The sequence below is a fragment of the Variovorax sp. M-6 genome (assembly GCF_052114385.1).
Classification (GTDB): Bacteria; Pseudomonadota; Gammaproteobacteria; order Burkholderiales; family Burkholderiaceae_C; genus Variovorax.
The window spans coordinates 58,196-74,810 of record NZ_JBFREQ010000015.1 but is presented as its reverse complement, the minus strand read 5'-3'; the positions used below and the strand labels follow the sequence as shown (position 1 = coordinate 74,810).

Annotated in this window: 15 protein-coding genes; 2 read left to right on the top strand and 13 right to left on the bottom strand. The window is 68.7% G+C overall.

The genetic code is table 11. The features are described from left to right. Window positions 1-196 precede the first annotated feature (196 nt). Entirely contained in the window at window positions 197-2,011 is a 1,815-nt protein-coding gene (locus tag AB4Z46_RS18025) for a DEAD/DEAH box helicase (RefSeq protein WP_442284891.1), read from the top strand. Window positions 2,012-2,085: 74 nt separating this feature from the next. Next, a complete protein-coding gene (locus AB4Z46_RS18020) occupies window positions 2,086-2,919 on the top strand; it encodes a hypothetical protein (protein WP_442284890.1) in 834 nt (277 codons plus the stop codon). 7 nt (window positions 2,920-2,926) lie between these two features. On the opposite strand, the gene AB4Z46_RS18015 is transcribed toward AB4Z46_RS18020, so the two are convergent. The 13 genes from AB4Z46_RS18015 to AB4Z46_RS17955 form a co-directional block, all read right to left on the bottom strand. After that, complete coding sequence (locus AB4Z46_RS18015) at window positions 2,927-3,997, bottom strand: ABC transporter ATP-binding protein (RefSeq protein ID WP_442284889.1); 1,071 nt, start codon at window positions 3,995-3,997, stop codon at window positions 2,927-2,929. A gap of 20 nt (window positions 3,998-4,017) precedes the next feature. Further along, a complete protein-coding gene (locus tag AB4Z46_RS18010) occupies window positions 4,018-4,875 on the bottom strand; it encodes a carbohydrate ABC transporter permease (RefSeq protein ID WP_442284888.1) in 858 nt (285 codons plus the stop codon). Further along, complete coding sequence (locus tag AB4Z46_RS18005) at window positions 4,872-5,747, bottom strand: carbohydrate ABC transporter permease (RefSeq protein ID WP_442284887.1); 876 nt, start codon at window positions 5,745-5,747, stop codon at window positions 4,872-4,874. The genes AB4Z46_RS18010 and AB4Z46_RS18005 overlap by 4 nt, the downstream gene beginning before the upstream one ends. 19 nt (window positions 5,748-5,766) lie before the next feature. Next, window positions 5,767-7,143 carry an ABC transporter substrate-binding protein gene (locus AB4Z46_RS18000; RefSeq protein WP_442284886.1) on the bottom strand — a complete coding sequence of 459 codons (1,377 nt, stop codon included), beginning with the start codon at window positions 7,141-7,143 and terminating at the stop codon, window positions 5,767-5,769. Between the two features lie 79 nt (window positions 7,144-7,222). After that, entirely contained in the window at window positions 7,223-7,969 is a 747-nt protein-coding gene (locus AB4Z46_RS17995) for a FadR/GntR family transcriptional regulator (protein ID WP_442284885.1), read from the bottom strand. A gap of 11 nt (window positions 7,970-7,980) precedes the next feature. Further along, entirely contained in the window at window positions 7,981-8,934 is a 954-nt protein-coding gene (locus AB4Z46_RS17990) for a 2-hydroxyacid dehydrogenase (protein ID WP_442284884.1), read from the bottom strand. 155 nt (window positions 8,935-9,089) lie between these two features. After that, window positions 9,090-10,577 carry an N-acyl-D-amino-acid deacylase family protein gene (locus tag AB4Z46_RS17985; protein WP_442284883.1) on the bottom strand — a complete coding sequence of 496 codons (1,488 nt, stop codon included), beginning with the start codon at window positions 10,575-10,577 and terminating at the stop codon, window positions 9,090-9,092. After that, a complete protein-coding gene (locus tag AB4Z46_RS17980) occupies window positions 10,577-11,479 on the bottom strand; it encodes a MurR/RpiR family transcriptional regulator (protein ID WP_442284882.1) in 903 nt (300 codons plus the stop codon). The genes AB4Z46_RS17985 and AB4Z46_RS17980 overlap by 1 nt, the downstream gene beginning before the upstream one ends. A gap of 8 nt (window positions 11,480-11,487) precedes the next feature. Further along, window positions 11,488-12,759, bottom strand: a complete 1,272-nt coding sequence (locus tag AB4Z46_RS17975; protein WP_442284881.1) for an amino acid deaminase — start codon at window positions 12,757-12,759, stop codon at window positions 11,488-11,490. Between the two features lie 16 nt (window positions 12,760-12,775). Next, window positions 12,776-13,765, bottom strand: coding sequence for an ABC transporter ATP-binding protein (locus tag AB4Z46_RS17970; RefSeq protein WP_442284880.1), 990 nt, complete (start codon window positions 13,763-13,765; stop codon window positions 12,776-12,778). Then, window positions 13,762-14,802 (bottom strand): ABC transporter ATP-binding protein, encoded by a 1,041-nt coding sequence (locus tag AB4Z46_RS17965; protein ID WP_442284879.1) that lies wholly within the window; start codon window positions 14,800-14,802, stop codon window positions 13,762-13,764. The genes AB4Z46_RS17970 and AB4Z46_RS17965 overlap by 4 nt, the downstream gene beginning before the upstream one ends. Next, the gene (locus AB4Z46_RS17960; protein ID WP_442284878.1) at window positions 14,799-15,665 is read right to left on the bottom strand and encodes an ABC transporter permease; all 867 of its coding nucleotides are present in this window, start codon (window positions 15,663-15,665) and stop codon (window positions 14,799-14,801) included. Before AB4Z46_RS17960 ends, AB4Z46_RS17965 begins: the two co-directional genes overlap by 4 nt. Beyond that, a complete protein-coding gene (locus tag AB4Z46_RS17955) occupies window positions 15,662-16,612 on the bottom strand; it encodes an ABC transporter permease (RefSeq protein WP_442284877.1) in 951 nt (316 codons plus the stop codon). Before AB4Z46_RS17955 ends, AB4Z46_RS17960 begins: the two co-directional genes overlap by 4 nt. Between the last annotated feature and the right edge of the window lie 3 nt (window positions 16,613-16,615).

The window sequence follows — 16,615 nt, the reverse complement described above, 5'->3', positions numbered from 1 at the left end:
CCCCAACTCATGAGACAATAACGCCTGTTGCCGGGTCCAGTTGCCCGCAACGCCGGCTCTCCGCCGGGGACGAAGACGGCCTTTGCAGGCTGTCAGGCTCCCACTCCTGACCCATCTGCCCTTACTGGCTCGTCGTCCAATGTGACGCCCGAGCGGGTGGATACCACTGCGCCGTGTAGGGCGCTTATTGAACTCAATGAACTTTGATGAACTGAAGCTGGCCCCGGCCATCTTGAAGGCCGTGCATGAGCAGGGCTATGACACCCCCACGCCGATCCAGGCTCAGGCCATTCCGGCCGTGCTCGACGGCCATGACCTGCTGGGCGGCGCCCAGACCGGCACCGGCAAGACCGCTGCCTTCACCCTCCCGATGCTGCACAAGCTCACGATGAGCCGCAGCGCCACCAACAAGTTCGGCGGCACCGGCATCCGTGCCCTGGTGCTGACCCCTACGCGCGAACTCGCGGCCCAGGTCGAAGAATCCGTTCGTACCTACGGCAAGTACCTTCAGCTGACTTCCACCGTGATCTTCGGCGGCGTCGGCATGAACCCGCAGATCAGCAAGCTCAAGAGCGGCGTCGACATCCTGGTCGCCACCCCCGGCCGCCTGCTCGACCTGCAGCAGCAAGGCATGCTCGACCTGTCGCAGGTGCAAATGCTGGTGCTCGACGAAGCCGACCGCATGCTCGACATGGGCTTCATCCACGACGTCAAGAAGATCCTCGCGCTGGTGCCCAAGGAAAAGCAGAGCCTGCTGTTCTCGGCCACCTTCAGCGACGAAATCCGCGACCTGGCCGCCACGCTGCTCAAGAACCCGCAGAGCATCCAGGTCACGCCGCGCAACACCACCGTGCAGCGCATCACCCAGGTGATCCACCCGGTCGGCCGCGGCAAGAAGAAGGCGCTGCTCGCGCACATCATCAACGAGCACAAGTGGAGCCAGGTGCTGGTGTTCACCCGCACCAAGTTCGGCGCCAACAACGTGGCCGAGTTCCTGACCAAGAACGGCATCGAGGCGATGGCGCTGCACGGCAACAAGAGCCAGAGCGCACGGACCCAGGCGCTGGCCGGCTTCAAGAGCGGCGACATCCGCGCGCTGGTCGCCACCGACATCGCGGCCCGCGGCATCGACATCGACGAGCTGCCGCACGTCGTCAACTACGAGATCCCGAACGTCAGCGAAGACTACGTGCACCGCATCGGCCGCACCGGCCGCGCCGGTTCGAGCGGCGAGGCCGTGAGCTTCGTCTGCCTCGACGAGGAAGGCTTCATGCAGGAAATCGAACGCTTCACCAAGCAGACGATTCCCGTGCAGGTCATCGACGGCTTCGGCCCCGAGGAAGGCGAACGCGCCGAACCGATCGCCATGGGCCGCCAGACCATCTGGGGTGGCGCCGGCCGTCCGCCGAGCCGTGAAGTGATGCAGGCGGCGGCCAAGGCCGCGCGCACGGAAATGATGCAGCGCATCCGCGACAACAAAGCGGGCCAGGGCGAACGCAGCGGTGGCGGTGGCGGTGGCGGCAATGGCGGTGGCCAGCGTCGCGGCGGCGGCAACGGACAGGGCCAGGGCGCCCCGGCCGGCCGCAGCGCCAACGGCGGCGGCCAGGGCCCGCGCGGCCAGGGCGGCCGTGGCCAAGGCCCGGCACGCGGCCCGCAGGGACCCGCGCGCACGCCGCACCATGCACCGGCGCACCATCAGAACCATCTGCCGCACGAAGAGCGCCAGCCGCGCCATCACGGCAACAGCCACAGCCCGACGCAAGCCGACGCGGTGGCCCATCTGCGCGCCGAAGCGGTCGCAGGCGGTGAAGGCCAGCCGGATCCGTTGCGCACGAGCGTCGACAGCCTGGGTGGCGGCCGTGGCCGTCGCGGCGGCGGTGGCGGCTACGGCGGCAACCGTTCCGGCGGTGGCGGTGGCGGCGGCCGTTCGGGCGGCGGTGGCCGTTCGGGTGGCGGCTATGGCGGCGGTGGCGGCTACGGCGGCGGCGGTGGCCGTTCCTTCGGCCGCTGAGTCGCGGCGACCACTCCTCTCCTCCGAAAAAAGGGCGCGCTGCGCCCTTTTTCTTTGGCCTTAAGCTCCGGGCCATGCACGCCTCGAAGCTTCGCCGCGCCCTCCTCGTCCTGCTGGCCGCCGCCGTCGTGATCGGCAGCTGGTGGGTTCCCGCCGACCGCGCCGCCCGCGAACAGGTCGCCGGCGGCCTGACGCGCGCACTGACCGTCTTCGCCGCGGCGCGCGCGCTCGGCGCGGTGATCTCGGTCGCGCAAGGCACCCAGCTCGACGTCAAGCCGGTCGGCGTCGGCGTCAGCTTCGCGCCCGGCCAGGCCTTGCAGCCGCTCAACGAGTTCGTGGACCAGTTCGCCACCGTGATGCTGATCGCCAGCGTGTCCTTCGGCATCCAGCTGCTGCTGCTCGAGATCGGCACGCACTGGGCGGTGTCCGGCCTGCTCTGCGCGGCGGTGCTGGCCGCGGTGTACCTGAACTGGCGCGGCCGGCCGCGCACGGTGCGCTGGCTGCGCCCGGCGCTGGTGCTGCTGCTGGTGATGCGGTTCGCGGTGCCCATGGCCGCCCTGGCCAATGGGGCCGTGCATCGGGCCTTCATGGAAGACGGCTACCGCGCCGAACTGGCCAGCATCGAACGCTCGCCCGCCGCGGTGCTGGACCGGACCGCTGGACGGTCCGCAGCCGCCGACGAGGGGCTGGGAGCGCGCATCCGCCAATGGGTGCCGGACCTGTCCGACCTGCGGGCCGGCTACGAAGCGATCCAGAAGGCCGCGGCCGACTGGAGCCGCACGATCGTCAACCTGATTTCGCTGTTCATCCTGCAGACCGTGCTGCTGCCCGTGGCCTTTCTCTGGCTGGCGTGGCGCCTGGCGCGCGCCATGGCGGCAAGGCTGCTGGCGCCGATCGCGTCGCCTTGAGGCCCGCTCAGGCCAGGCGCAGGCCGGTCTGCCGGTCGAACAGGTGCACGCTGTCGCTGCCGATCGCCAGGCCCACGACCTGATCCGGCTGGGCGTCGACGCGGCCATGCACCGCCAGCGTCACCGTGGCCTCGCCGACCTGGACCACGAGTTCGGTCTCGGCGCCGGTCGGCTCGACCACGATCACCTGGGCCGGCACACCGCTGCCCGGGGCGGACAGCGTGATGTCGCCCGGGCGCACGCCGTAGTGAACCTGCTGCCCATCGACCGCCGACGTGCCCGCGGGCGCCGGCCACGAGGCGCCCTGCGCCTCGACTCGGCACTGGCCGTCGATGCGCCGCACCATGCCCTCGAGCACGTTCATGGCCGGCGAGCCGATGAACTGGGCGACGAACAGGTTGTCGGGCCGGTCGTAGAGCTCGAGCGGCGTGCCGATCTGCTCGACCGCGCCGTCGTGCATGACAACGATGCGGTCGGCCATCGTCATGGCCTCGATCTGGTCGTGCGTGACGTAGACCGTGGTGGTCTTGAGCCGCTGGTGCAGCGCCTTGATCTCGGCGCGCATCGCGACCCGCAGCTTGGCGTCGAGGTTCGAGAGCGGCTCGTCGAACAGGAACACCTTGGGGTCGCGCACGATCGCCCGCCCCATCGCGACCCGCTGCCGCTGCCCGCCGGAGAGCTCGCGCGGATAGCGTCCCAGCAAGGCGTCGAGATTCAGGATCTTGGCGGCGTCGGCCACACGACGCTCGGTCAGCTCCTTCTCGGCCTTGCGCAGGCGCAGGCTGAAGCCCATGTTTTCGCCGACCGTCATGTGCGGATACAGCGCGTAGCTCTGGAACACCATCGCGATGTCGCGGTCCTTCGACTCGAGTTCGTTGACCACCCGGCCGTCGATCATGATCTCGCCGCCGCTGATGTCCTCCAGGCCCGCGAGCATGCGCAGCAGCGTGGACTTGCCGCAGCCCGAGGGGCCGACCAGCACCACGAACTCGCCATCCTCGATCTCGAAGCCCAGGCGCTCGATGATCCGGGTCTTGCCGTAGGACTTCTGGACATCGCGAAAAGTGACTGAGGCCATTTTTGTCGTTCCCTTCTGGGTCAGCTCTTGACCGCTCCGGCCGTAATTCCACCGACCATGTAGCGCTTGAACGTGTAGTAGATCGCCGCGGGCGGCAGCGCATAGATGAGGCCGGTCGCCATCAGCAGCTCCCAGGGCGAATCGTCGGCCGCGAGGAAGTTGCCGAGCGCCACGGCCAGCGTCACGCTGCGGTCGTTGGACAGCAGCAGGAAGGCATAGAGATACTCGTTCCAGGCCAGCAGCAGCGCATAGGTGCCGACCGCCACCAGCGAAGGCACCATCAGCGGCAGATAGACCAGCCTGAAGAGCTGCAGCGGCGAGGCGCCGTCCATGCGCGCCGCCTCGTCGAGCTCGTAGGGCAGCTTGTCGGAAGCCTGCTTGAGCACCCAGATGCAGTACGGCGAGGCAATGGTCACCATCGCGAGGATCAGCGCCCACTGGCTGTTGAGCAGGCCATAGTTGCCCATGGTCTTGTACATCGGCACGGCCAGGAACGCGGCCGGGATGAAGTAGGTGAAGAGCGCCATGTTCATCACGGTACGCCCTCCCCGCACGCGCAGCCGGCTGATCGCGAAGGCCGCGGTGGTCGCCACGAACAGGGTGATCGCACCGACCGCCACCGCGATGAACAGCGAGTTGCCCAGCTGCACCCAGAAGTGATCGAGATAGAAGTGCTTCTGCTGGAACACGGTGCTGAAATTGTCGAGGGTCGGCGACTTCGGCCACAGCCTGCCACTCGTTGCGGTGCCGCGCGGCGAGATGGCGAACAGCACCATGTGGTAGATCGGAATCAGCGTCCAGATCAGCACCGGGATGCCGATCAGCAGCAGCTTGGCTTCGTTGCCTGCCGACTTGAGGGTCCAGCGTTTGCGGCTCATTTCGACAACCTCTTCATCATGAAGTAGACCAGCGGCAGGATCAACGGCATCGCGACCACGATGGAGGCCATCGACAGGTCGACCTGGTCGAGCCGCAGGTAGCGGATGCCGATGGTCGCGAGCACATGCGTCATGTCGGCCGGGCCGCCGCCGGTCAGCAGGTAGACGCTGTTGAAATCGCCCAGCGTCCAGATCATCGACAGGATCAGCGACGTGACGTAGAGCGTGCGCAGCGCCGGCCAGCTGATGAAGCGGAACTTCTGCCACGAGCTGGCGCCGTCGACCGAGGCCGCCTCGTACTGCTCGCCCGGTATCGCCAGGCGCCCCGCCACCAGGATCAGGGTCCAGAACGGCAGCGATTTCCAGATGTGCATCAGCATCGCGAAGCCGAGCGCCAGCGTCGGCTCGTTGAGCCAGTTGGGCCCGTCGAGCCCGGTCAGATGAAAGATGGTGCTGTTGATCACGCCCCACTCGGGGTTGAGCATGAAGCGGACCGACAGGATGGTCGGGATCGACGGCACGGCCCACGGCAGGATGAAGATCCCCGCGAGGACCTTGATCCACCAGCGCGACTGCACGAAGAAGCCCGAGAGCACCAGCGCCACCGCCATCTTGAGGTTGATGGCGACGATCAGGAACACGACCGTGTTGATGACCGAGCGGAAGAAGATCGGGTCCTCGACCAGGTGCACGTAGCTCTGCGGATGGCGCGCCAGCCAGAGCCCGTAGCACACGGGGTAGAGCACGAAGACGGCGAACACCAGCAGGTAGGGGACCACCATCAGCCGGCCCCAGAACTGCCAGCGTCCGAGCTTGGTGGCGGGTGTCGCGGCGCTGCCGGCCGCGGTCACGGCGCTTGCTGTGGAACTCATGGTCGGCTGCCGCGTCAGGTCAACGTGCGACCGTCTTGATGCGCTCGATCATCTCGTCGACCGCCTTGTCCACCGGCACCTTGTCGCTCACCACGCGATTCATCGCCTTGGCCCAGACGTTCTCGTTGTTGAGCACCGTGAACTTGTAGTTCTTGGTGAACTCGAAGGTCACGGTGCCGGCCGCGTACTGGTTGAACACCGACTTGYGATGCGGATCGGCCTGCCAGAACGGGCTCGCCTGCCCCGCCTTGGTGACCGGGAACCAGCGGCCCAGCGACCCTTCGACATAGGGCGTGAGATTCTCTTCCTGCAGCAGGAAGGCGACGAACTCCTTGGCGCGCTGCTTGTTCTTGGCTTCCTTGAATACCACGCCGGTCTTGACGGCGGTGCGGTAGACCATCTTGCTGCCGTCGGGCTTGTTCGGGAAGCCTGCGGTGCGGATACGCTCGGTGTAGTTCTTCTTGGCCTCCTCGCGCTGCTCGGGCGTGAGCGAGGCGTTGTTGGAGTCGTCGAGCCACTTGGCGGCGATCGAGATCGTCGCGTTGTGCGTCATCACGGTCGTCTTGTTGTGGAAGGCGACGTTGTTGTCCGGGTCCTTCCAGCTGGTGGATGACGGCGGCGTGCAGCCCTTGGTGTAGGGCGCGGTGTAGTCGGTCATCGCGCCGATCAGCCCGGCCCGCACGGCCGGGTCGTCGACCAGCAGCTTGCCGCTGTCGTTGACCATCTTCACGTTGTAGGCGTCGGCGAAGGTCAGGAAGGAATAGAACGAATCGCTCGAGTCCACGCCCATCGGCATGCCGATGCCGAAGTTGCGCTTGCCGCTCTTCTGGCGGCTGGCCGGCTGGACCTTCTCGCACCAGAAGGACCAGTAGTCCTTCCAGCCCGTCGGGATGTCCGATTCCTTGAAGCCGGCCTCGGTCAGCATGTCGATCCAGTACTCGATGTGCATCGTCTGCTGCTTGATCGGGAAGGCGTAGTAGGCCTTCGCCTTGGTCTTGTCGTCGTACAGGAAGGTGGTCTCGATGGTGTTCGGCGCGAAGCGCGATGCGATCGGCGCCAGCACGCTGCTGATGTCCTCGAGCTTGTCGTCGTAGGCCCACTTGCCCGTGACCTGGAAGTCGTAGACGTCGGCATAGGCGACATCGGGCGGGCTGCCCGAATCGAGCGCCGAGACGGTCTTCGGGATCATGTCCTGCACCGGATACTGCGAAAGCTCGACCTTCACACCCTTGTGCTTGTCCTCGAACTTCTTGATGGCGGCGAACAAGGCATCGTCCTCGGCCTTGTAGAAGCCCTTGACCCACCAGACGGTGAGCTTCTCCTGCGCCAGGGCCTGGCCGGCGACCGTCAGACCCAGGGCCATCAACGTCGGGACCACGAGTGCTTTGAGTTTCATTTCTCTTGTCTCCTCTTTCTTGCAACGGAAGGGCTCGATGCACGAGCGGGGGGTTGAAAACGGGAATCCGCAGTGCGGCTCAGGCCGCCGTCCGCAGGCGCGGCGGTGGCCGCGACGGCCGGGGCAGCTGGCGGCGCGAGTCCAGCACGTCGTCGATGTCCTCGCGCGCGCTGTCGATCAGCTTGATGATGGCCCGCTCGGCCCGCGCCGGATTGCGTGCGATCACCGCATCGAGCACCGCGCGGTGCATCGGCAGCGACTGCGCCGGACCGTCCTTCTTGCTGGTGGAAATCTCGAAGCTGGTGCGCAGCAACGCATGCAGCGCCTTGCTCATCTGCGCCAGCATGCGGTTGCGCGCACTGCGCAACAGGCCGTTGTGGAAGCGCAGGTCGAAGGTGACGTAGTCGCCACCGAATTCCACCGCATGCTTCATGCCGGCGTAGGCGGCCTCGATCTCTTCGATGTCCTCCGGCGTGGCGCGCTCGGCGGCCAGCCGGACGGCGGCGGGTTCCACCGCACGCCGCAGATCCTGCAGGTCGCGCAGGAACTCGGGCGTGAGGCCGGCCCGCGCCTGCCAGGTGATCACATCGGGGTCGAACCAGTTCCATTGCTCGTCGGGCAGCACGCGGGTGCCGACCTTGGGCCCGGTGATGATCAGGCCCTTGGCCACCAGCGACTTGACGGCTTCTCGCACCACCGTGCGGCTGACGCCGAAGGCTTCGCACAGCAGGGGCTCGGCCGGCATCGGCGCACCGACCGCGTACTGGCGCGAGACGATCGCCTCACCCAGCAGGTCGAGCGTGCGGCCGTGGGTGTTCTTGGCCATGAGCGTCCTTGTCAGGCGTCGACCGGGGTCAACAGCGGCTGGCCGGCGAAATGCGCGCGCAGGTTGTCGAAGGTGAGCTGGCCCATGGCTTCGCGCGTCTGCTTCGTGCCGCTGCCGATGTGCGGCGTCAGCACCACGTTGGGCAGCGCGCGCAGGGCCTCGGGCACGTTCGGCTCGTCGGCGAACACGTCGAGGCCGGCGCCGGCGATGGCGCCGTGACGCAGCGCGTCGATCAGGGCCGCTTCGTCGACCACGCTGCCGCGCGCGACGTTCACGAGGTAGCCGTCGGGACCGAGCGCCTTCAGCACGCGGGCATCGATCAGGCCTCGGGTGGCGGCCCCGCCGGGCGTGATCACGACCAGGAAGTCGACCGCGGCGGCCAGCGAGACCGCATCGGGATGGTAGGTGTAGCCGACGCCGGCGCGCGGCGAGCGCGAGGTGTAGGCCACGCTCATCTTGAAGGCCAGCGCACGCTCGGCGATCGCCTGGCCGATGCGGCCCATGCCGACCAGCCCGAGCCGGCCGCCCGTGACCTTGCGGCTCAGCGCGATCGGGCCGTGCGTCCACTCGTTGGCGCGCACGAATCGGTCGGCCTGCGGAATGCGGCGCGCCGTCGCGATCAGCAGGCCGATGGCGAGATCGGCCACGTCGTCATTGAGCACGGAGGGCGTGTTGGTGACCGGCACGCCGCGTTCGTGCGCGGCCGCCACATCGACGCCGTCGTAGCCGACACCGAAGACCGAGATCACTTCGAGCGCCGGCAGTCGGGCGATCAGCTCGCGCGGCACCTTGGCCTCGCCGTTGGCGACCACGCCGCGGATGCGCGGCGCCACGGCCGCGAAGGCGGCGGGATCGCTGATGTGGATGCGGTCGTGCAGCGTGTAGTGCTGGCGCAATTGCTCCAGCAGGAAGGGCATCAGCGGCGCCACGAGCAGCAGCTCGGGCCGTCCTGCGTTGTCTGGCATCACTCTGTCTCCTGCTGGAACCATCGATGCGCACGAAGCGCCCTGCGGCAGCGCCGTCACCCGATCGCTGTCGATTCAAATCATATGATGATTGAAATCCGGCTTGCGCAGGACAAACCCTGATTGGCGGGAGGAGCGCAGGCCGCCCCAAGGGTTCAGGCCTTGTCCGCCGCGCGCCTGACGAAGCGCCCTGCGCGCGCACCCGTTGCGCGCCCTTCGGCCGTGTAGCTCGACACGCCGTTGACCCAGACGTGCTCGATGCCTTCGCTGAACTCGCGCGGGCGCTCGAAGGTGGCGCCATCCTTGACGCGCAGCGGATCGAAGACCACCACGTCGGCCATGTAGCCGACCTTGAGCAGGCCGCGTTCGCCGATGCGAAAGCGCGCGGCCGACAGGCCCGTCATCTTGTGCACCGCTTCCTCGAGGCGCAGCAGTCCCTTCTCGCGCCAGTAGCTGGCCAGCACGCGCGGGAACGCGCCCCACAGGCGCGGGTGCGGGCGCTCGTCGTGCGGCAGGCCGTCGGAGCCGATCATCGACAGCGGATGCGTCATCACGCGCTGCACGTCGTCCTCGCGCATCTGGAAGTAGCAGGCATTGGCAGGCTTCAGGCGCAGTGCGGCGTCCTGCTGCGACAGGCCCCACTCCGCGGCGATGTCGGCCAGGTAGCGCCCGCCCATCTCGGGGTGCGCCTGGCTACCGGTGATCAGGATGTCGATGATGCCGTCGACCAGGTCTTCGCGCAGCACCGTGGAGCCCGCGGTGTACGGGTAGACGTCCATGCTGATCTCCTGGCCGCGCGCCAGTTCCTCGATCAGCGGCAGGGTCTCGCGCGTGCGGCCCCAGTTGGCCGGACCGGCGCACTTGTGGTGCGAGATCACGAGCGGCAGCCCCGATTGACGCGCCGTGAGGGCCGCCTCCTGCAGCGCCGGCAGGATGCCGGCCAGTTCGTCGCGGACATGGGTGGCATAAACGCCGCCGTTGCGTGCCGCCACGCTGGCGACCGCGACCAGTTCCTCGACGTCGGCGGCATAGGCCTCCTCGTAGAAGACACCGGACGACAGCCCCAGCGCACCCGCGTCCATCGCCTCCTGCATGTCGGCCGCCATCGCGGCGCGCTCGTCCGCATCGGCGGCCCGGTCGAGCGCCGCCATGTGGCGCATGCGCAGCGCGGTGTGGCCGAGCAAGGCCGCGACGTTGACCGCGGGCCGTGCCGCATTCACGGCGTCGGCATAGGCGCGCATCGTGGCGTGGCGGAACTGGTGCCGGCCCAGCAGCGACAGCGGCGCCAGCGGCGAATCGGTCACCACCGGCGCCAGCGAGATGCCGCAGTTGCCGACGATCACGGTCGTCACGCCCTGCGAGATCTTGGGCAGCATGTCGGCCTTCTCGATCGCGGCCGCGTCGTCGTGCGTGTGGACGTCGATGAAGCCGGGCGCGACGATCAGACCGCTGCAATCGATCTCGTGCACCGGGCCTTGCGATCGCAGGCCGGCCAGCAGATCGGGCGGCGTCCGGCCGGGGGCGGCGATCGACGCGATGCGCTCGCCGGCCAGCAGCACGTCGGCCTTCCAGCCCGGACTGTCGCTGCCGTCGACGACCGTGCCGCCCTTGAGCAGCGTGGGGCAACCGAAGTCCTTGTTCATCATGAACGATCGTCGCGTTTTTCCGTGGCGCCCGAGAACTCGGCACTGTCGAAGCCGTGCTTGTGCAGCAGATGCTTGAACTGCTGCAGCCCGCGCGTGGCGACCGGCCCGAGCTTCTGCGCCAGCCGCACCATCAGGATCTCGAGCACGACCAGGTGCGCCAGGTAGGCCTCGGTGCCGACGCGCATCACCGCGTCCTGCGGCACCGACACCGCGAGCACCAGGTCGGCGATCTCGGCCAGCGGCGTGTCGGGCTGCGTCAGCGCCACCACGGTGGCACCCTGCGAACGCGCGAACCGCGCAGCCTCCAGCGTGTAGGGCATGCGGCCCACGTGCGAAATCACGAAGGCGACGCCGTCGGGCCCCAGCGTGCTGGCCGAGACCAGTTGCTGGTGCAAGTCGAAGAAGGCGTTGGCCGTGCAGCCGAGCCGGAACAGCCGGCTCTGCAGTTCGTTCGCCATGAAGGTCGATGCCGCGCCCACCGAGTAGCAGTCGATGCGCTTGGCTTCGGCCAGCCGGCTCGCGACCTGGTCGAGCACGTCGACGTCGATGCGGCGGCCCAGTTCGGTCAGCGAGGAGACGGCCGCGTGGATGATCTTGCTGGCGACGTCGCCCGCGCTGTCCTCGGCCAGCACGCTGCGGTGCAGGTAGGAGCCGGTGACCGCGAGGTCCTGCGCCAGCGCCAGCATGAACTCGCGCACCGACTCGAAGCCGAAGCTGCGGCAGGTGCGTACGATGGTCGGCATCGAGACGCCGGCCTGCTGCGCGAGCTGCTCGACGGTGGCGGCCACGGCCGCGCGCGGGTCTTCGAGCACACACTGCACCACGCTGCGCTGGGCGGCCGGCAGCTCGGGCAGGCGCTCGCGCAGGCGCTGCAACAATTGAGCGGAGGAACCGTTCATTGCGTCCTTCAGAAGCGGGTGCTGACCGCACCGGTGACGGCGCCGTCGTCCTCGACGAGCGCCAGCCAGCGCCACTTGTCGAAGGTGGTGCACGGGTGCGAGATGCCCAGGGCCACGCGGTCGCCGACCCGCGGCGCCGGCCCCGCGGGGTCGAAGCGCAGGTAGGCGTGCTGGTCGTTGAGGGCGCTGATGCTCCAGCCCGACGGTGCGGCGTCCGGGCTGCGCGCGCCGCGCGGGGCATGGCGCACCGGGATCGGCATCTCGAGGTCGTAGGAGATGTCGCGCCGGCCGCAGGTCAGCAAGGCCAGGCCGGGCTCGGGCACCGACTGCACCATGGCCCAGACTTCGAGCGCCGCGCGCAGCGAGGCATCCAGCCCCTCGCGCCGCTCGACCTGCTTCAGGAAGCGCGCGTAGTTGCCGTGGTCGTGCGTGATGTAGCAGCCCGAGCGCAGCACACCCTGCACCGGGCGCGACAGGCCCTGCGCGCGCAGCAGCGGCAGCACCAGGTCGAACACGGCCGAGCCGCCTGCGGTCAGCATCACGGTGGGGTCGCAGAACAACTGCTGCGCATCGCAGGCTTGCGCCACTTCCAGCACGCGGTTCACGAGCGCCGTGACTTCGCGCGCGTCATGCGCGCTGTCGCAGGTCGCGAGCCCGCCCTCGTAGCACTCGATGCCGCCCAGCTGCGCGGCGGTCGAGCGCGCGATGGCGGCGGCCAGCGCCAGGGCCTCTTCGCGCGTGCGGCAGCCGGTGCGCTGGCCCGGAATGCCGATCTCGACCAGCACGTCGAAGCGACGGCCCGACCCGCGCCGCGCCGCCCAGTCTTCGATCAGGGCCAGCTGCGCCAGCGAGTCGACCAGGAACCAGACCCGCAGGCCGTCGTGGCGCGTCAGCAGCAGGTCGAGCGCATCGAGGTCGGCATCGCAGACCACCTGGTTGGCGATGATGACGCGTCGGGCGCCGGCTTCCACGCCGACCGCCAGCTGGAAGATCGTCGCGAAGGTGAGCCCCCAGGCGCCGCCCGCCAGCTGCTGCGCGAACAGCTCGGGCGACATGGTGGTCTTGCCGTGCGGCGCCAGGCTGACGCCCTTGCGCTCGGCGTAGTCCTGCATCCAGGCGATGTTGTGGGCCAGCGCGGAGCGCCGGATCACGGCCAGCGGATAGGCCAGGTCGTCGGCCAGCAGGTTCCACTTGTTCCTGCCGATGTCGGCGGCGCGGCACGGCGCCGCCGTGAGCGGATAGCTCTTGCTGCGGTGATCGAGGATCAGATCTTGGGTCATGGTGTGTGGAGGTTACTCAAAGATCACTGCGCCAGCAGGCGTGCCAGTGGCCGGGCTGCACCTCGCGCAGCTGCATGTCGGCGCTCGCGCAGCGCGCCTCCGCCAGCGGGCAGCGGGTGCGGAACACGCAGCCCGACGGCGGGTTCGCGGGGCTGGGCAGATCGCCCTGCAGCAGCGGCACCACGCGCCGCTGGGCCGGATCGGGAATCGGCGCCGCCGCCAGCAGCGCACGCGTGTACGGGTGTCGCGGACTGGCGTAGAGCGCCTCGGTCGGCGCGATCTCCATCACGCGGCCGAGGTACAGCACGACCACGCGGTCGCAGAGGTACTCCACCACGTCGAGGTCGTGCGAGATGAAGAGCAGCGTGAGGCCGAGCTGATCCTTGAGCTCGCCCAGCAGGTTGACCACCTGGGCCTGGATCGACACGTCGAGCGCCGACAGCGGCTCGTCGGCCACGATGAACTGCGGCTCGACCGCCAAGGCGCGCGCGATGCCGATGCGCTGGCGCTGGCCGCCCGAGAACTCGTGCGGAAAGCGATCGGCATGCTCGGGGCGAAGGCCGACCTGCTGCAGCAACTGCTCGATGCGCGGCTTGCGCGCCGCGCCCCTGGCCAGGCCGTGGGTGTCCAGTGCTTCGGCGAGCACCTCGCGGATGCGCATGCGCGGGTTCAGACTGGCGTAGGGGTCCTGGAAAATGATCTGGACCTTGGAGCGCAGCGGCCTGAATTGCGACTGCGAGAGATGCGCCAGATCCTGCGGCGCCGCGTCCGAGCCCTGCGGCTGATACAGCATCTGGCCGCCGGTCGGATCGACCAGCCGCGTGAGCAGGCGCCCGATGGTGCTCTTGCCCGATCCCGACTCGCCGACGAGGCCCAGTGTCTCGCCCTTGCGGATCGTGAAGCTCACGTCGTCCACCGCGCGCACCGGATGGCTGCCCTTGCCGAAGTACTTCTTGAGATTGCGGATCTCGAGCAGGGGGTCGCTCGCCAATGTCTCGGTTGTCATGCGGCCACCTCCTCTGTGAACCCGATGCAGCGCACCATGCGCTCGCCGCCCGTGGTTTCGAGCAGCGGCATGCGCGCATCGCAGGCCGCGCGGCGGAAGCCGCAGCGCGGTGCGAAGGCGCAGCCCGGCGGCGGCGCGAACGGGCTCGACACCTGGCCCGGGATGGCCACGAGTTGCGGACGCCCGCCGGCATGCACTGGCGATCCGCGCCGCCGCGCCACGCCCGGCAGGCAGGCCAGCAGGCCGCGCGTGTACGGATGCTCGGGCCGCGCAAACAGATCGTGCACCGGCGCCGATTCGACGATGCGCCCGGCATACATCACGGCCACCGCATCGGCGTACTGCGCCACCACGCCGAGGTTGTGCGTGACGAACAGCATGCTCATGCCGGTCTCCTTCTGCAGCCGGCCCATCAGCGCAAGGATCTGGGCCTGGATCGTGACGTCGAGTGCGGTGGTCGGTTCGTCGGCGATCAGCAGCGTCGGGTTGCAGGCCATTGCCAGCGCGATCATCACGCGCTGGCGCATGCCGCCCGAGAGCTGGTGCGGATATTCGTCGACCCGCTGCGCGGCGGCCGGAATCTCGACCAGTTCGAGCATCCGCTGCGCATGGGCATGGGCCGCCTTGCGGTCCAGCTTCAGATGCAGGCGCACCGATTCGGCGATCTGCTCGCCGATGGTCAGCACCGGGTTGAGGCTGGTCATGGGCTCCTGGAAGATCATGCCCAGCTCGTTGCCGCGCAGCGCGCGCTTCTCCGATTCCGGCATGTCGAGCAGGTTCACGCGCCGGCCGTCGCGCCGCACGAACCACGCTTCGCCCTCGACCTGCGCATTCGAGGTCTTGGCATGCAGGCCCATCAGCGTGAGGCTGGTGACGGATTTGCCCGAGCCCGATTCGCCGACCAGCGCCAGCGTCTCGCCGGGGCGGATCGCAAAGGAGACGTCGGCCACGCTCTGGATGCGGCCGGCTTCGGTCGCGAAGGAGGTCGAGAGGCCGCGCACCTCGAGCCGCGGCGATGCCATGGCGTTCGCGTTCATGCGGCCTTCCTCAGTTTGGGATCCAGCAGATCGCGCACGCCGTCGCCCAGCATCTGCAGCGACAGCGCGGTCAGCACGATCGCGAGGCCGGGGCAGAAGATGGTCCAGAAGGCCTTGTCGGCATAGTCGAGGCTGCCCGCGATCATGGTGCCCCAGGTCGGGATGTCGGGCGGCACGCCGACGCCGAGAAACGACAGGCCCGCCTCGGCCAGGATGGCGTAGGCGAAGATGAAGGTCACCTGCACCAGGATCGGCGACATCAGGTTCGGCAGGATGTGCCTGTACAGGATGCGAGGCGTGCGCACACCCAGCGCGCGGGCCGCATCGACGAACAGCAGTTCGCGCAGCACCAGCGTGGTGGCGCGCACCACGCGGGCCACGCGCGGCGTGTAGACGATGACCAGCGCCAGCATCACGTTCCACAGCGAGACACCGAGGATCGACACCAGCGCGATGCCCAGCAGGATGTCGGGGAAGGACATCATGGCGTCGACCACGCGCATCAGCGGCGCATCGAGCCGGCGGAAGAAGCCGGCGAGCATGCCCATCAGCGTGCCGAACAGCACCGCGCCCGCGGCCGTGACGAAGCCGATCAAGAGCGAATAGCGCGCGCCGTGCACGATGCGCAGCATCACGTCGCGTCCCAGTTCGTCGGTGCCGGCCCAGTGCGTCCACGAGGGCGCGTGCAGGCGCTGGCCGATCTCGATGGCGCCGGGGTCGGCGTCGGAGAGCAGCGGATAGAGCACGGCGACGCCCACGACCAGCAGCAGCACCAGCGCGGCGGCCAGCACGATCCTGCGCCCGAAAAGGCGGCGTGCGACCGGCATCGCGCCGGACAGCCAGGACACGACTGCGGCTCTCATTTGCCCTCCAGCCGGATGCGCGGATCGACCAGCGTGTAGACGAAGTCGACGCCGAGATTGATGAAGACGTAGATCGCGGCGATCACCAGCAGCGTGCCCTGGATCACCGGATAGTCGCGCCGGAGCACCGCGCGCACCACCAGGTTGCCGACGCCCGGCAGGTTGAAGACGGTCTCGGTCACCACGGTGCCGCCGATCATCAGCGCCAGCGTGAGGCCCAGCACGGTGACGATCGGCACCAGCGCGTTGCGCAGCACGTGCTTGACCATGATCACGCCCTCGGGCAGGCCCTTGGCGCGTGCCGTGCGCACATAGTCCTCGCCGAGGATGTCGAGCATCGAGGCGCGCGTGAAGCGGATGATCAGCGCCGAGTTCAGCAGGCCCAGTACCAGCGCCGGCAGCATCAGGTGCTGCAGCCGCTCGGCGAAGGAGGCGCTGGGGTCGCCATAGCCCGAGGCCGGGAACCAGCCGAGCTTGACCGCGAAGAACTGGATCAGGATCAGGCCGAGCCAGAAGCTCGGGATGCTGGCGCCCAGCATCGCCACGCCGCTGACCGCCTGGTCGGCCGCGCTGCCGCGCCAGACGGCGGCCGCCATGCCGGCCGGGATGCCGATCAGCGCCGCGATGCCGACCGCGAACAGCGCCAGGAACAGCGTCGGCTCGGCGCGCTCCAGCAGCGCCTGCGCCACCGGGCGCTGCAGGAACAGCGACTGCCCGAGGTTGCCCTGCAGCAGCTCGCCCACCCACAGCACGAACTGGGTCGGCAGCGGCTTGTCCAGACCGTACCGGATGCGGGCCTGGACGATGTCCTCGGTGGTCGCCTGGTCGCCGAGCAGCAGTGCGACCGGGTCGCCGGAGGCCAGCCGGGTCAGGGCGAAGACCAGCACCGCGACGATGGCGAGCACCACCAGGGCCCCGGCCAGGCGGGTGAGCAGGAAGCGCAGCATGGG

Excerpts from the sequence above, each read along its gene's own strand:
- AB4Z46_RS18025 (WP_442284891.1), top strand. The coding sequence starts at position 197 with ATGAACTTTGATGAACTGAAGCTGGCCCCGGCCATCTTGAAGGCCGTG.
- AB4Z46_RS18020 (WP_442284890.1), top strand. The coding sequence starts at position 2,086 with ATGCACGCCTCGAAGCTTCGCCGCGCCCTCCTCGTCCTGCTGGCCGCC.
- AB4Z46_RS18015 (WP_442284889.1), bottom strand. The coding sequence starts at position 3,997 with ATGGCCTCAGTCACTTTTCGCGATGTCCAGAAGTCCTACGGCAAGACC.
- AB4Z46_RS18010 (WP_442284888.1), bottom strand. The coding sequence starts at position 4,875 with ATGAGCCGCAAACGCTGGACCCTCAAGTCGGCAGGCAACGAAGCCAAG.
- AB4Z46_RS18005 (WP_442284887.1), bottom strand. The coding sequence starts at position 5,747 with ATGAGTTCCACAGCAAGCGCCGTGACCGCGGCCGGCAGCGCCGCGACA.
- AB4Z46_RS17995 (WP_442284885.1), bottom strand. The coding sequence starts at position 7,969 with ATGGCCAAGAACACCCACGGCCGCACGCTCGACCTGCTGGGTGAGGCG.
- AB4Z46_RS17990 (WP_442284884.1), bottom strand. The coding sequence starts at position 8,934 with ATGCCAGACAACGCAGGACGGCCCGAGCTGCTGCTCGTGGCGCCGCTG.
- AB4Z46_RS17985 (WP_442284883.1), bottom strand. The coding sequence starts at position 10,577 with ATGAACAAGGACTTCGGTTGCCCCACGCTGCTCAAGGGCGGCACGGTC.
- AB4Z46_RS17980 (WP_442284882.1), bottom strand. The coding sequence starts at position 11,479 with ATGAACGGTTCCTCCGCTCAATTGTTGCAGCGCCTGCGCGAGCGCCTG.
- AB4Z46_RS17975 (WP_442284881.1), bottom strand. The coding sequence starts at position 12,759 with ATGACCCAAGATCTGATCCTCGATCACCGCAGCAAGAGCTATCCGCTC.
- AB4Z46_RS17970 (WP_442284880.1), bottom strand. The coding sequence starts at position 13,765 with ATGACAACCGAGACATTGGCGAGCGACCCCCTGCTCGAGATCCGCAAT.
- AB4Z46_RS17965 (WP_442284879.1), bottom strand. The coding sequence starts at position 14,802 with ATGAACGCGAACGCCATGGCATCGCCGCGGCTCGAGGTGCGCGGCCTC.
- AB4Z46_RS17960 (WP_442284878.1), bottom strand. The coding sequence starts at position 15,665 with ATGAGAGCCGCAGTCGTGTCCTGGCTGTCCGGCGCGATGCCGGTCGCA.
- AB4Z46_RS17955 (WP_442284877.1), bottom strand. The coding sequence starts at position 16,612 with ATGCTGCGCTTCCTGCTCACCCGCCTGGCCGGGGCCCTGGTGGTGCTC.